The sequence below is a fragment of the Mesorhizobium sp. M0478 genome (assembly GCF_040321305.1).
Lineage (GTDB): Bacteria > Pseudomonadota > Alphaproteobacteria > Rhizobiales > Rhizobiaceae > Mesorhizobium.
Genome location: NZ_JAMYRH010000002.1, coordinates 462,881 through 477,485, shown reverse-complemented (window position 1 = coordinate 477,485; position 14,605 = coordinate 462,881). Strand labels below are relative to the sequence as shown.

General features: G+C 63.3%; 13 protein-coding genes. 8 read left to right on the top strand and 5 right to left on the bottom strand.

What is annotated here, in order from left to right:
- Positions 1-43 precede the first annotated feature (43 nt).
- The 3 genes from NKI64_RS06690 (at position 44) to NKI64_RS06680 (ending at position 2,664) form a co-directional block, all read left to right on the top strand.
- Positions 44-760 (top strand): response regulator, encoded by a 717-nt coding sequence (locus NKI64_RS06690; protein WP_023670002.1) that lies wholly within the window; start codon positions 44-46, stop codon positions 758-760.
- Positions 757-2,166, top strand: a complete 1,410-nt coding sequence (locus tag NKI64_RS06685; RefSeq protein ID WP_023670001.1) for an ATP-binding protein — start codon at positions 757-759, stop codon at positions 2,164-2,166. The genes NKI64_RS06690 and NKI64_RS06685 overlap by 4 nt, the downstream gene beginning before the upstream one ends.
- Before the next feature lie 93 nt (positions 2,167-2,259).
- A complete protein-coding gene (locus tag NKI64_RS06680; RefSeq protein WP_352461960.1) occupies positions 2,260-2,664 on the top strand; it encodes a YciI family protein in 405 nt (134 codons plus the stop codon).
- A gap of 18 nt (positions 2,665-2,682) precedes the next feature.
- Here the strand turns inward: NKI64_RS06680 and NKI64_RS06675 are convergent, their stop codons facing one another.
- On the bottom strand, positions 2,683-4,158 hold the full coding sequence (locus tag NKI64_RS06675) for a pyridoxal phosphate-dependent decarboxylase family protein (protein ID WP_352667129.1): 1,476 nt from the start codon (positions 4,156-4,158) through the stop codon (positions 2,683-2,685).
- Positions 4,159-4,177: 19 nt separating this feature from the next.
- Positions 4,178-5,263, bottom strand: coding sequence for a PLP-dependent cysteine synthase family protein (locus tag NKI64_RS06670; protein ID WP_352667126.1), 1,086 nt, complete (start codon positions 5,261-5,263; stop codon positions 4,178-4,180).
- A 203-nt stretch (positions 5,264-5,466) separates the two neighbouring features.
- Between NKI64_RS06670 and NKI64_RS06665 the strand changes: the two genes are divergently transcribed.
- Positions 5,467-7,494 carry a transcriptional regulator gene (locus tag NKI64_RS06665; protein WP_352667123.1) on the top strand — a complete coding sequence of 676 codons (2,028 nt, stop codon included), beginning with the start codon at positions 5,467-5,469 and terminating at the stop codon, positions 7,492-7,494.
- 97 nt (positions 7,495-7,591) lie between these two features.
- Here NKI64_RS06665 and choV read toward each other — a convergent pair whose 3' ends face one another.
- From choV to NKI64_RS06650, 3 genes are all read right to left on the bottom strand, one after another.
- Positions 7,592-8,773, bottom strand: a complete 1,182-nt coding sequence (gene choV, locus NKI64_RS06660) for a choline ABC transporter ATP-binding protein (RefSeq protein WP_023669996.1) — start codon at positions 8,771-8,773, stop codon at positions 7,592-7,594.
- A complete protein-coding gene (gene choW, locus NKI64_RS06655) occupies positions 8,770-9,624 on the bottom strand; it encodes a choline ABC transporter permease subunit (protein ID WP_023669995.1) in 855 nt (284 codons plus the stop codon). Before choW ends, choV begins: the two co-directional genes overlap by 4 nt.
- A 136-nt stretch (positions 9,625-9,760) precedes the next feature.
- A complete protein-coding gene (locus NKI64_RS06650) occupies positions 9,761-10,696 on the bottom strand; it encodes a choline ABC transporter substrate-binding protein (RefSeq protein ID WP_023686157.1) in 936 nt (311 codons plus the stop codon).
- A 237-nt stretch (positions 10,697-10,933) separates the two neighbouring features.
- Here NKI64_RS06650 and NKI64_RS06645 point away from each other — a divergent pair, with 237 nt between their 5' ends.
- From NKI64_RS06645 to NKI64_RS06630, 4 genes are all read left to right on the top strand, one after another.
- Positions 10,934-11,545, top strand: coding sequence for a thymidine kinase (locus NKI64_RS06645; protein WP_023683669.1), 612 nt, complete (start codon positions 10,934-10,936; stop codon positions 11,543-11,545).
- A gap of 13 nt (positions 11,546-11,558) precedes the next feature.
- Positions 11,559-12,737: a glycosyltransferase gene (locus NKI64_RS06640; protein WP_352667119.1), complete on the top strand. Its 1,179-nt coding sequence runs from the start codon at positions 11,559-11,561 to the stop codon at positions 12,735-12,737.
- Positions 12,738-12,821: 84 nt separating this feature from the next.
- Entirely contained in the window at positions 12,822-13,205 is a 384-nt protein-coding gene (locus NKI64_RS06635) for a c-type cytochrome (protein WP_352667116.1), read from the top strand.
- Positions 13,206-13,503: 298 nt separating this feature from the next.
- The gene (locus tag NKI64_RS06630; protein ID WP_023669990.1) at positions 13,504-14,592 is read left to right on the top strand and encodes a hypothetical protein; all 1,089 of its coding nucleotides are present in this window, start codon (positions 13,504-13,506) and stop codon (positions 14,590-14,592) included.
- The last annotated feature ends 13 nt before the right edge of the window (positions 14,593-14,605 follow it).

Below are 14,605 nucleotides of genomic sequence, written 5' to 3'. Positions count from 1 at the left end.
AGAAGGCAGCCGCCGACCGGCCGCCAGCAATGACAGGATCGCCGTGAAATCCGATGCGCACATACTGATCGTCGACGACGACAAGGGCATTCGCGACCTGCTTCAGGAATTCTTCCAGAAGCGCGGCCTGCGCACCACGGTTGCCGCCGACGGCGTCGAGATGGAAGACATACTGCGCCGCACGCAGGTAGACCTGATCGTGCTTGATGTGATGCTGCCGGGAAAGAGCGGGCTGGAGCTCTGCCGCGACCTGCGCGCCAGCTACTCGACGCCGATCATCATGCTGACGGCGGTCACCGAGACCACCGACCGCGTCGTCGGCCTGGAAATGGGCGCCGACGATTATGTGCCCAAACCCTTCGATCCGCGCGAGCTGCTGGCCCGTATCCGCGCCGTTTTGAGGCGCAATGGTGCTGCCGAGCCGAAGCGGGCCACCACCAAGCAGATCTATCATTTTGCCGGCTGGACGATGGACTGCTCGCGCCGGCGGCTGATGGCGCCGGGCGATGTCAGGGTCGAGCTGACGATGGCGGAGTTCAACCTGTTGCAGACCTTCGTCAAAAGCGCGCAGCGCGTGCTCACCCGCGACCAGCTCATCGAGCTTTCCGGCGGTGACAGCGACTATTCCTTCGATCGCAGTATCGACATCCTGGTCAGCCGTCTCAGGCGCAAGATGGAAGACGACCCCAAGACGCCGAAACTGATCCTGACTGTGCGCAGCGGCGGCTACCAGTTCCTGCCCGAGACCACCTCCGAATGAGACGTTTCCTGCCGCAAACCCTGCCGGTCTGGGTTTTGCTCATCGTCATTGCCGGCCTGCTGATCAGCCAGGTCGCCACGCTCTACATCGTCTCGCGCGATCGTGCCGTCGCCAATGACGAGGTCGATCTCTACCGGCTTAACGACCGCGCCTATTCGCTGGTGCAGCTGATGCATGACGACACGCCGGAGCAGCGCAAGCTGACGGCCTCCGGTCTGTTCAACGCCACCTATGCGCTCACCGTTTCGGACACGCCCGCGGTCACCTCGTCGATCGCCGGCGACGACGAACTGGCCGAGCTCGAGGACATTCTGGTCGGGCGGCTGTCGAAATTCGGCATCACCGACGCCCGCGTCCGGCGCGATCCGGCAACCCAGGCAGCCAACGCGCCTGGCGGTGTGGCCGTGACCAAGGATGTTGGCGCGGTGGAGCGCGACCTGTTATCGCTGGCGGCCAGCTTCGCCCAAAGCGACAAGCTGACGGCCTCTGTCCGCTTCGCCGACGGCCAATGGCTGAATTTCACCGAGCCCAACACGCCGGTCGGACCGATATTGAGCTTCGACAGCCTGCCGCTCTATTCGCTGATCGCGGCCCTGGTGGTGATCATGTCGATCTGGTCGCTGCGCCGGCTGACGGCGCCCTATCGGATGATGGAAACCGCGGTCAACCGGATCGGCACGGATCTGAAGAGCCCGCCGATCGCCGAGACCGGCAGCCGCGAAATCCGCGCCGCGGCCAAAGCCGTGAACGCCATGCAGGTGAGGCTGCGCGACTATGTCGAGGACCGCGAACATCTGGCCGCCGCGCTCGCCCACGATCTGCGCACGCCGCTGACCCGCATGCGGCTGCGCCTCGAACTGTTGCGCAGATCGACGGCGCGCGAGGCGCTCGCCCACGACCTCGCCGACATCGAGAGCATCGCCAGCTCCGTCATCGACTTCGCCACCTTCGAAGTCACCGAGGAGAAGAGCGAGCGGATCGATTTCTGGTCGCTGGTGGAATCCATCGCCGACAGTTTCGAGGACGTCACGTTCGACCATGACGGCGCCAGGCCGCGTGGCATGATCTGCATGGCGCGGCCGGTGGCGCTCAAGCGCTGCGTCAACAATCTGGTCCAGAATGCCGTGACCTACGGCAAGAAAGCCCATGTCAGCCTGCGGCAGTCGGACGGCACGGTCACGCTGGTTATCCGCGACGAGGGGCCGGGCATACCGCAGGCGCAGCTCGATCAGGTGTTCGGTTCCTTCGTGCGGCTGGAGCAATCGCGCAACCGCCAGACCGGCGGCCTCGGCCTCGGCCTGACCATTGCCCGCAACATTGCGCGTGCCGCCGGCGGCGATGTCAACCTGTCCAACCATCCCCGCGGCGGCCTGCTGACGGAGCTCAGCCTGCCGCTGGCGGCATAAGGCAGCAGACTAGCGTCTCGATGGGCTCCGGGGGTGGATCAACCAACCCGCCCTTGCAATAGTGCGGCCGCTCGAACAGGAGGAGATCGCCGCATGTTTTACGCCATCCTGGCCTATCACGTCGAACAGACCATCCAGTCCCTGACGCCGCAGCAGGATGCGGCGCTGATGCACGACCTGCTCGAAGTCAACGCCAGGCTGACCCGCGAAGGCAAGCTTGGGCCGGCGGCAAGACTGGGCGCGACCGCCGAGGCCGTCACGCTGCGCGGTCCGGGCGAAGGCATCGTCATCGACGGGCCGTTTGCCGAGACCAAGGAACAATTGCTGGGTCTTTATGTCCTCGACTGCGCCACGCAGGAGGCGGCGATTGCGGCTGCGCGCGACTTGCGCCGCGTGAATCCCTCGGCAGTCTACGAAATCCGGCCGATCACATTTTACCTTCCCGGCGTGACGTTTCCCGCTACGGAGAGCGATTTAAAGGAGGCCGCCAGCGGCTGAGAACTACCCCATGGCCGGTCAGGCAGAAGCGATCTCGTTGCCCAGGCGGACCGTTTCGGCGACGAGAAGGTCGAGATCCTCGCGCCGGGTCCGGTGGTTGTTGATCGCCACCCTGAGGCAATGCCGGCCTTGCACCGTGGTATCGGAAATGGCGGCGGTTCCGTCTTCCTGCAGCCTCAGCATGATCTCGGTGTTGAGCGCTTTCGCGCGCTCGCCATCGAGACCATCCGCGCGATAGCGGAAGCAGACGATGTTGATGCTGGTCGGCGCCGTCAGTTCGAGCGCTGACTCGGCCGCGATCAGCCCTGAGAGATACTGCCCCTGCGCAATGTTCTGGTCGATCAGGCGGCCGAATTTTTCGACACCGTGTTCTCGCAACGCCATCCACACTTTGAGTGCCTTGAAGCCACGTGTCGTCTGCAGGCCATAGTCGTGCAGCCATTGGCCGGAGGCGAGGCCGCGCGGTGTCGATTCCAGATATTCCGGCGTCACCGCGAAGGTCTTGCGATGCGCCGAGGCATCCCTGACCAACGCGCAGCCTGCCTCGAACGGCGCATGCAGCCATTTGTGCGGATCGAGCGCGATGGAATCGGCCCATTCGATGCCGGCGACGCGATGCGCATTCTCGGGCGCGATCGCGATCAGCGCGCCGATGCAGCCGTCGACATGGAACCAGAGATCCTCCTCATGCGTCAGCTTGGCCAGCGCCTGCAGATCGTCGATGGCGCCGGTGTTGACAGTGCCGGCATTGCCGATGATGCAGGCCGGCTTGAACCCGGCCGCGCGATCTTCCGATATCGCCGCCCGCAAAGCTTCGATGTCGATGCGAAGTCCGGCGTCGCTGGCAATGCGCCGCAGCGCCTTGTTGCCGAGGCCGAGCGCTTCCATCCCCTTGCGGTGACAGGAATGGACCTGGTCCGAGCCATAGAAACGCAACGGCTTTTCGATGGCGGCAACGCCGTGCTCGCGCACGTCGATGCCGGCCTTGGTGTTGCGCGCCACGGTCAGCCCGATGATGTTGGCCATCGAACCGCCGCTGACCAGCGTGCCGCTGGCCGAAGCCGGCATGCCGGTCATCTGCTTGCACCAGTCGACCACCTGGCCGTCCATCAGGGCGGCGGCATGGTTGCCGCCGCCGAGATTGGAGCCCTGGATTGCCGCCAGGAAATCGCCGATCGCGCCGGTAAAATTGCTCGACCCCATATACCAGGACCAGAAGCGCGGATGGATGTTGCCCATCGGATAGGGCATCACCTTGTCCACGACATCGCCATAGATGTCGGCAAGCGGGGTCGGCGATTGCGGCAGAGAGGCGGTGAAGAAATCACTCACATCTCCAGGCATCTCCTGCCACACCGGCCGTTGCCTGACATCGCGCAGGTAAGCGACGGCATCGTCAACGATCCGATGCGACAGGCTTTGCACATCGGCCCAGTCCGAGGGGTCAAGCGTTTCCTCGGTACTGGTAGCCGAGTGTCCAGGCATCGCGTCCATGCAATTTGCTCCCGCGTCATCATGCCGGGAACTGGCAACCGGGCGTCGAGCGCGAGAGAGCAAGCTCTTCCGCATTCATCTCGGCCTCGATGCCGTCGAACAAAGGCGTGGTCATGTAGCGTTCACCGGTATCGGGAAGCATGCACAGGATCACCGATCCGGCCGGCGCCGTGCCGGCGATCTGGCGCGCCACGGCAAAAGCCGAACCGCCGGAAATGCCGGTGAAGATGCCTTCCTGCTGCGCCAGCGCCTTGGCCCATTTCATGCCCTCCGGCCCGGCGATCGGCATCACCTCGTCATAGAAGTTGCCATCGATGGCCTCCTGCAGGACGTGCGGGATGAAATCCGGCGTCCAGCCCTGGATCGGGTGCGGTTCGAAAGCCGGATGGCTGGCGGCCGGCGCTCCGCCGGCGCCACGCATCTGCGGCTTGCCGCTGCCGACAAGCTGCGCATTAACCGGTTCGGTGAGCACGATCCGAGTCTCAGGCCGCTCGCGGCGCAGCACCCGCGCCACGCCGGCGACGGTGCCGCCGGTGCCGTAGCCGGTGACGAAATAGTCGAGCCGCGAGCCGGCGAAATCGTTGACGATCTCGCGTCCCGTGGTTGCTTCATGGATGTCGGCGTTGGCATTGGTCTCGAACTGGCGGGCCAGGAACCAGCCATTGGCTTCGGCCAGTTCCACCGCCTTCTTGTACATGCCGAAGCCCTTCTCGGCGCGCGGCGTCAGCACCACCTTGGCGCCCAGCATCCGCATCAGCTTGCGGCGCTCGACCGAGAAACTGTCGGCCATCGTCACCACCAGCTTGTAGCCCTTCTGCGCACAGACCATGGCAAGACCGATGCCCGTGTTGCCGCTGGTCGCCTCGACGATGGTCTGTCCCGGCTCGAGCGCGCCGGTGCGTTCACCTTCCTCGATGATGTTGAGCGCCAGCCGGTCCTTCACCGACGCAGCCGGATTGAAGAACTCGGCCTTGACGTAGATGGTCGCATGCGCCGGGCCGAGATTGTTGACGCGGATGACCGGCGTGTCGCCGACCGTATCGAGAATGCTGTCGAAAAGGCGGCCGCGGCCTGCCCTGGTTCTGATTTTCTGCTGATGCAACATGGGTAAACTCCTGGTTCTTGCTCACGGGCCGGTTACACACCGGCGGTTTGGGCGGCGAGATTTCGACACCTTGCCGCACTACAGGTCCTTGACGTGCGGCAGTGTGGTAAACACCACATTCGGCGCACAAATTTTGCGAGCCGGGTGCACTTTGTCGTGCTCGGTGGTAAAGCAGGGGTCGGCAGGTCAGCGTGGGAGCAGGCGTGGTATCTGGCGTGGAATCGAGCCTGGCGAGCAGCCATCAAGGTGTTGTCGTGCGCCTGTTTGGGCCGCCGACGATTGCGCGCGACGGCGTCCCGGTGGTCTTGCCGGCATCGCGCAAGCTGCGCGCGCTGCTGGCCTATCTGGCGCTGGCGCCCCATCCGGTCGGACGTGGCAAGCTCTGCGAGTTGCTGTGGGATGTTCCAAATGATCCCAGGGGTGAGCTTCGCTGGTGCCTGAGCAAGCTGCGGGCCGCGCTCGACGAACCGGGCCGCCGCAGGATCGAAACATCGGGCGATACGATCGCGCTCGACCTCGACGGCATCTCAGTCGACGTTCTGGATGTCGCGGCGGCGGCTGCCGCAGGCATCGAAACGCTCGAGCCGACGCGACTGCAGTTGCTCTCCGACCTGTTCGTCGGCGACTTCCTCGAAGGGCTGGAAATCGACCGCAGCCCTCTCTTCAACAGCTGGCTGACCGCGCAGCGCCGCCGTTTCGGTTCCTGCCAAGCTGCTATACTGGAACATTTGGTCAAGACGCTGCCGGCCGATTCCGAAGACGTCTCCGCCCATCTCGAAAAATGGCTGGAATTGACCCCGTTCGACAGCAGCGCCCATGTCGCACTCCTGGTGAGGCTGGCGCGGCGCGGCCAGTTCGGTGCCTGCGAGGACCATCTTGCCGCAGCAGCATCGCTCTTCCAATTGGAAGAGCTGGATTTCGGCCCTGTGCGCCAGGCGTGGCTTGCCATTCGCGCGGAACGTCACTGCGCGACTTTGCCGGCACAGCCTGCGGTAGCGCCGGTGGCGGGCCACAGCCCGATCGCGCGTGCCCCCACCGAAGCCGCGACGCCCCACAAAGCTTCGCTTGCCGTGATGCCATTTGCCGAAGATGCCCGCGGCGTTTGTGGTGGGCTGGCCGACGGCTTGACCCACGACATCATTACCCGCCTCGCCAAGCTCAGGGACTTCTTTGTAATCGCCCGGGGCTCGGTCTTTGCGCTGGCAGAAAAGAACATCGCGCCGGAAGATGCCGGCCGCAGGCTGAATGTCGACTATGTCGCCACCGGCATGGTGCGCAGCCTGACCGGCCGCCTGATCGTCACCGTCGAGCTTCTCGAGGTGCGCACGGCCAGGATCGTCTGGGCCGAGACCTTCGAGCGCAAGCCCGAGGACATCTTCATTGTCCTCGACGATATCGGCAACAGCATCGTGGCCTTCATCTCATCCGAGATAGAGATGGTCGAGCGCAACCGCGCCATGCTGAAGGCGCCCAATTCGCTCAATGCCTGGGAGGCCTACCATCGAGGACTCTGGCATATGTATCGCTTCACCCGCAGCGAAAACGAGCAGGCCAGGCATTTCTTCGGCATCGCACTGCAGCAGGATCCGACCTTTACCCGCGCCTATGCCGGCCTGTCCTTCACCCATTGGCAGAGCGCCTTCCAGCGCTGGGGCGACCGCGACCAGGACAGCGCGCTTGCCTTTGAGGCGGCCGGCCAGAGCGTTTTGGTCGACGATCATAATCCCGCCGCGCACTGGGCGATGGGCCGGGCGCTGTGGCTGCGCGGCGAGGGTGATGCGTCCGTGCTAGAACTGCAAAGAGCCGTCGACCTCAGCCCGAACTTCGCGCTTGGCCACTATGCGCTGTCCTTCGTGCATTCGCAGTCGGGCGACCCGCACGCGGCGATCGGATCGTCGGATCATTCGCGCCATCTGTCGCCGTTCGACCCGATGCTGTTCGGCATGCTGGGCGCACGCGCCATGGCGCATGTCCGCCTCGGCCAGTTCGACGAGGCGGCCGAATGGGCGCTGAAGGCGGCCGCCCGCCCCAACGCACATGTCATCATCCTGTCGATCGCCGCCCACTGCCTGGCGTTGGCTGGGCGGCTGGACGAGGCGAAAAACTTCGCCGCCGCCATCCGCAAGACGCTTCCGGATTACCGAGCCGACGACTTCATCGACACCTTCCGCTTCGACCGGGATGCCACAGCCCTGTTCAAGCTCGGCGCCACGCGCATCGGGCTGGCTTAGAGCATGATCCCAAAAAGTGGGTACCGGTTTTTGGAAAAGATCATGCTCCAACAAAGGGTTAGATCATGATGAGATTTCAACCAAATCTCATCATGATCTAGCGCCGCAACACCGCGCTCAGCACATCGCGTATCCCGATCGCGCCGACAAAGCGCGACTGGTCGTCGAACAGCGCCACGGGTGCCGTCTGCGAGCGGTGCATGGCCAGCATCACCGTCTTCAGCGAGGTCCCGGGGTTGGCCCAGAACACTTGCGCCGTCTCCTCCGGCTGCGCCTCGACATCGGCGCACGACACCCATACCGCCGGTTTGCCGTCGCGTTCCGCCGCCGCCACCAGCCCGTGCTCGTCGATCTTGAAACGCGTCGTCTTGCGCCGGTCGAGCCACACCCAGCCATTATCGCCGTGCTCGAGGTCGCGGCTGTCGCGCATGACGTTCCAGGCGGTCAGCACCGACAACGGATTCACATTGGCGATGAAGTCGCGGACATAGTCATTGGCGGGCTTGAGCACGATGTCTTCCGGCGCCCCGGTCTGCACGATGCGACCGCCCTCCATGATGGTGATGTGGGTGCCGATCTTCAGCGCCTCTTCCAGATCATGGCTGACGAAGATGATGGTCTTCTTCAGCTCCGCCTGCAGCTGCAGCAATTCGTCCTGCAGCTTGGTGCGGATCAGCGGATCGAGCGCCGAGAACGGCTCGTCCATCAGCAGGATCGGCGCCTCGGTGGCGAAGGCACGGGCCAGGCCGACGCGCTGCTGCATGCCGCCGGACAGCTCATGCGCGTATTTCTTCGACCACTGGTCGAGATTGACCAGTTTCAGCTGGCGTTGCACGCGCTCCTTGCGCTCTTGCTCCGGCACGCCGGCGAGTTCGAGGCCGAGGCCGACATTCTCCTCCACCGTACGCCAAGGCAGCAGGCCGAACTGCTGGAACACCATCGCCACCTGCTTCTGCCGCAGCCGCCGCAGCGTCGCCTGATCGCAGGTCACGACATCGACGATATTGTCGCCGTCCTTGACCAGCACCTGGCCGCGCGACACCACGTTGAGCCGGTTGACCGCCCGCAGCAGCGTCGACTTGCCGGAGCCGGACAGGCCCATCAGCACCGAGATTTCGCCCTCATGCACGGTCAGGCTGGCGCCGGCGCAACCCAGCACATTGCCGGTCTTTTCAAGGATTTCGGCGCGCGTGGCGCCGCCGTCGATCAGAGCCAGCGAACCGGCCTGGTCGGAGCCGAAGACGATATCGACATTTTTGAAATCGACGGCGACGGTCATTTCTTGCCTCCAACGCCGATACGCGTCATCCGGTCGAGCACGATGGCGAGTACGACAATCGCCAGGCCCGCCTCGAGCCCGAGATCGATGCGGCGCGAGCCGAGCGCGCGGTTGATTTCAGTGCCGAGGCCGCCGGCGCCGATCAGTGCTGCAAACACCACCATCGACAGCGACAGCATGATCGATTGCGTCAGCCCGGCCATGATGGTCGGCAAGGCCGAGGGCAGCTCGACCTTCCACAGCAGCTGCTGCTTGGTGGCGCCGAACGCCTCGCCGGCCTCGATGATCGACTTCGGCACCGAGACGACGCCGAGATGGGTGAGCCGGACCGCGGTCGGGATGACAAAGATGATGGTGACGATGAGGCCGGGCGCGTTGCCGAGACCGAACAGGGTCAGAACCGGGATCAGGTAGACGAAGGTCGGCAGCGTTTGCATCAGGTCGAGCACCGGCAGCATGATGCGGTAGACCTTCGGCTTGTGCGCGGCCCAGATGCCGAGCGGCACGCCGATGGCCATCGCCATGGCGGCGGCGGCCACGACCAGCACCAGCGTCTGCACCGTCTGCTTCCAGAGGTTCTGGTTGATGATGAAGATCAGGCCGAGAAAGACGCCTATGGCCAGCGGGCGCGAGCGCTGCAGCAGCCAGGCGATGATGGCGATGATCAGCGCCAGCAGCACCGGCGGCACCATCAAAAGGATGCCAACCAGCCCGTCGAGCAGGAAATTGAGGCCATTCGAGAAGGCCCTGAACACGGTGTCGAAATTGTCGGTGAGGAAACCGAAGAACGCCTTTCCCCAGGCGCCGATCGGTATCTTGTGATCGACCATGAATTTCGAAATCGGATCCATATCGCCCCTCTCATGCGAGAGACCGCCTGCTTCCGGCCTCCGCTCTCATTAGGTCATCTTCTCACAGGATATGAAAAAGGGCAGCCTTTTCTAGATTGGCTGCCCTTCCTGGTTCGGCTTGGCCGAATTAGTCGGCTCAGCTTCCGAGCGCGGTCTTGACCGCCGCTGCCGCATCGCCGCCATCGAAGGTGGTGACGCCGGCAATCCACGGCGCAACCGCGTCAGGGTGCTTCTTCAGCCAGTCGGCTGCGACCGTGTTGGCGTCGCCGCCCTTCAGGATCGCGTCCATCATCTCGCCTTCCATGTCCAGGTTGAACTTCAGGTTGGCGATGAACTTGCCGGCATTCGGGCATTCGGTGGTGTAGCCCTTGCGCACATTGGTGTAGACGGTGGCGGCGCCGAAGCCGCTGTCGCCCATGCCGTCGAGATAGGTGAGCTTCATGGCGCCCATCACCGGATGCGGCGTCCAGCCGAGGAACGCGATCCACTCATTGTTCTTGATCGACTGCTCGGCCTGCGTCAGCATGCCGGCTTCCGAGGACTCGACCAGCTCGAAGCCTTCGAGATTGTCCTTCGGGTTCTTGATCATGTCGAGGATGATGCGGTTGCCGTCATTGCCCGCCTCGATGCCGTAAATCTTGCCGTTGAACTTGTCCTTGAACTTGCCGATGTCGGTCAGCGACTTGACGCCGGCCTCCGCGACATAGGTCGGTACGACGATGCCGTAGCCGGCGCCGGTCAGGTTGGTGCCGATCGTCTCGACCGAACCATCGGCGGTGTAGTCCTTGATGTCGTTGGTCATCGACGGCATCCAGTTGCCGAGGAAGACGTCGAGATCCTTGTTTTTCAGCGACGCCATGGTCACCGGTACCGATAGCTGGATCGTCTGCGGCTCGTAGCCGAGCGCGGTGAGCAGCACCGAAGCGACGCCGGTGGTTGCCTGGATGTCGGTCCAGCCGACATCGGAAAGGCGCACCGCCTTGCAGCTCTCCGGATCGCCGGCAAGTGCAGCGCTCGTGGACAGAAAAGTCGCCAGGCCGAGGCCGGCGACGAAGGTGTTCATACGCGACATTGGCAGTCTCCCATTGTGATTCTTTGGCGAAGCGTAGTTACGGTTTCTCTGCCCGCCTTGTTTCGTCAGCCAAACACCATTCTGGTGTGGTTTCAAGCGCTAAGACAATCACGATCAACGGCGCGGACTGGCCAAACAGCGACACGCCCGCCGCTTTTTCGATTGCAGACGGCTTTTCCCATCAAATGCAGCGGTGCCCTCTCCCCGCGCCGCGCCAACTCGGCTTAAAAGGACGGCATGGCCAAGCTCTACTTCCACTATGCGACGATGAATGCCGGCAAAACGACAATGCTGCTGCAGGCGTCCTACAATTATCGCGAACGCGGTATGACGACGATGCTGTTCGTCGCCGGCCACTACAGAAAGGGCGACACCGGGCTGATCTCGTCGCGCATCGGCCTGGAGACGGAGGCCGAGATGTTCCGCGACGGCGACGATCTCTACGCTCGCGTCGCCGAGCATCACGAACATACGACGGTGCATTGCATCTTTGTCGACGAGGCGCAATTTCTCGAGGAAGAGCAGGTCTGGCAGCTCGCCCGTATCGCCGACCGGCTGAACATCCCGGTGATGTGCTACGGCCTGCGCACCGATTTCCAGGGCAATCTGTTTTCCGGTTCGCGAGCGCTTCTCGCCATCGCAGACGATCTGCGCGAAGTGCGCACCATCTGCCGCTGCGGCCGCAAGGCGACGATGGTCGTGCGTCTCGGCGCTGACGGCAAGGTGGCCAGACAAGGCGAACAGGTTGCGATCGGCAAGGACGTCTATATCTCGCTCTGCCGCCGCCACTGGGAAGAGGAAATGGGCCGTGCCGCGCCTGACGATTTCATTGGCTTCACCAGAGGCTGAACGCCGGGGCAACATGAAAATTCTGCAGTTCACAGTCGATTGCCCGTTTCCGCCGATCTCCGGCGGCGAGATCCGGAACGCCGTCAATGCACGCGCTTTGGCAACGATGGGCGAAGTCCTTACGGTAAGCCTGACTGGCGCCCCGGCGGCCTCCACACCGCCGAACATCCGTCACCGGATCATCGAGGCAGCGCGCGGCAGGGCGCCCTGGGGCAGGCGCGGCCCGCACCCGACCGTGCATATGATGCCGGACGACGAGCTGGCCGAGGCCGACGCCATCTGGAGGGAATTCGCGCCCGATCTCGTGGTAATCGAGGAGATCGTGCTTTCGCAGCTGCTGACGCTGGCGCCGAAGCATCGCGCGCGCACCGTCCTTGACCAGCACAACATTGATTCCCGGACGGTGTCCGACCGGATCGCCGGCCTGACGCTCTGGCAGCAAATTCGAGACTGGCGCCAAAACAAGCGAAGGAAGGCAGAGGCGCGCGAAGCCGACAGGTGTGCGGCTGCCCTGGCCGACCAGGTCTGGGTTTGTTCGCGGGCCGACGAAGCGCTTCTGTCTGCTCTCGGCCCCGTCAACGACATTAGGTTCGTCGCCAACCCCATTCCAGACGAGAGCGTGCTCTCCCTGCCAATTGCTGCCGAGCGCTTCAGTGAGCTCAGCCTGTGCTTCATCGGGCATCTCGGCTATTTTCCCAACATCGACGCCGTCAAGCAGATCGGCCGCGCGATGGCGCCGTGCCTCGCCGCCTCCGGCCGGCCCTGGTCGATCACCGTCGCCGGCAGAAACCCGCGCGATGTCGTGCGCGGTCTATGCACCAGGCATGGTCTGCGGTTGATCGAGAACCCGCCGCATCTGCCGGAATTGCTTGGACGCGCCGGCTATGCGCCGATCCCGCTGCGCTTCGGCGGCGGAACCCGCATCAAGGTGCTGGAGGCGATGGCGGCGGGCCTTGTCGTCGCCGCCACCGAAAAGGCCGTCGAAGGGCTTGGCCTGCAGGCGGGCAGGCATTTCCTGTCCAGCGACGATGCCGGCAAGTTGGCATCGAAAATCATCGATCTCGCGACACGCCCGCAAGCGGCCGCCGAGATGGCGGAGATCGGCCGCGCTTTCGTGCGCGATAATCATTCGTCGGCGGCGATTGAAAAGCAGGTCAAGCAGGCGGTCGCGGCGATCCCGCGCACGGATTGAGCCCGGCTGCTATCCAGCGGCATACGGCGTTTGTTAAGGCCTGCAGCCTATTTTGCCCTCAGCCAGAGCCAGCCGGGAACCGCCATGCTTCGAGCCATTTCATCAGGCCTTGTCATTTACTTGGCCGGTATCTTCGCCGCGCTGGCCGACGGCGATGCAGCACTTGGCAAGAAAGTGTTCTACCGCTGCATGGCCTGTCACGAGGCGGCAAGCGACCGCGACAAGGTCGGCCCGCATCTCCTCGGTATCGTCGGCCGCACCGCCGGCACCGCCCAGAACTTCAACTATTCGCAGGCCATGAAGGACGCCGGCGCGGCCGGCCTGGTCTGGGACGAAGCCAACCTCAAAGCCTATCTTGGCGCTCCCAAGCTGAAAGTACCCGGCAACAGGATGGGCTTCTCCGGCCTGAGCAGCGACGAGGACATCGCCAACGTCATCGCCTATCTGAAGGCGGATCCGAAGCCTTGAACGGCGCAATGCGTAGCGTGATCTCGCGCTTGCAACTCATTGGGCCCTCTATCGAATTCGGGACACCTACACTGTCCGAGATCGACTGCTTCGCAGACGCCAAAGTTCAATGACGGTTGAACAATACTTGGCCGGCTGGTTAATCACGCCATGACCCGCCTTCATTGCCTTTCAAGACGACCGCGTATTTTTTTGTTTTCGGGGCGGGTCTTGTCTTGCGTCTTTCAATCCCCTGATACCCCACATATATTCGCCGCTGTTCGCAGCCAGCGACCGGAAGCCGAAGCGGGAGGCCCCTATGGCGACATTGCAGAATTTCGATGCCGAAATTGCCAAGACCAGGCAGGTCGTGCAGGACATGCGCTCCAAGATCGAGCAGTCGGGCACGGTGCTTGATACGCTGGCCACCGCCGACAAGAAGATCGGCGACGCCAATTTCGACATCGAGAATGCCCGCATCGAGGACGTGCTGAAGCAGCAGAAGGTGATGGAAGGCAACATCGCCGACCTGATCATCGGGCTGGAAGACGCCACCAACGTCTTCGGCACTGAATTCGAGAGCATGAAGAACTACACCGGCTGGGAAAGCTTCGTCGGTGTCTTCTCGGCGCAACGCAAGCAGCGCATGCGCACCGACCGCGTCCGCAACATGTCGCTGGCCGGCAATCTGCAGGAGCTTCTGGTCAAGTCCGACACCATCGTCGGCATCCTGAAAGCGCAGAAAGAGGTCCTCGACCAGCGCTACAAGACCTCGGAAAACAGCCTGTCGCAGGTGATCGAGCGCCGCAAGGTCACCATGACCAACCTCGAGGCGGTGCAGAAGCGCATCGAGGAGGTCAATCCGCTGCTGCTCGACATCGAAAACAAGATCGCCGCTTCTACCAGTCAGAAGGAGCGCACGCAGCTTGAGGGCGAGCGCTCGAAACTGGCGACCGAATACAATGAAAAGCAGGCCAAGGAGCAGGAGCTTCTGGCCGAAAGCCAGACGCTGGAACGCTACACCTCGATGTTCCAGACCTTCGTCGATTCGCTCAACAATCAGATCGCAGCGCAGTCGACGCTGATCAACAAGCTGACCATCGATACCGAGCAGCGCATCGTGCTCTACAAGGCACTGGAAGATTCCTTGAAGACCGCCGCCCAGCAGGATGTCGCCCACAAGATCAACACGCTGGGCAGCCAGGTTGACAACACCGCCGAAGAGACCATGGCCGGCATTGGCGCCGCCTCGCAAAAGCACATCGGCGATCTCCTCGAAATGCACGAGAAGAACATGGTCGCCAGCTCCGACATCCAGCGCCGCAAGAAGCTCGCCGACGACGCCTTCGCCCGCCGTTTCGACGACGTGATGAAGAAGCACAATTCGGCCAACTACGTGCAGTCGTAAGGAGCGGCTGCAC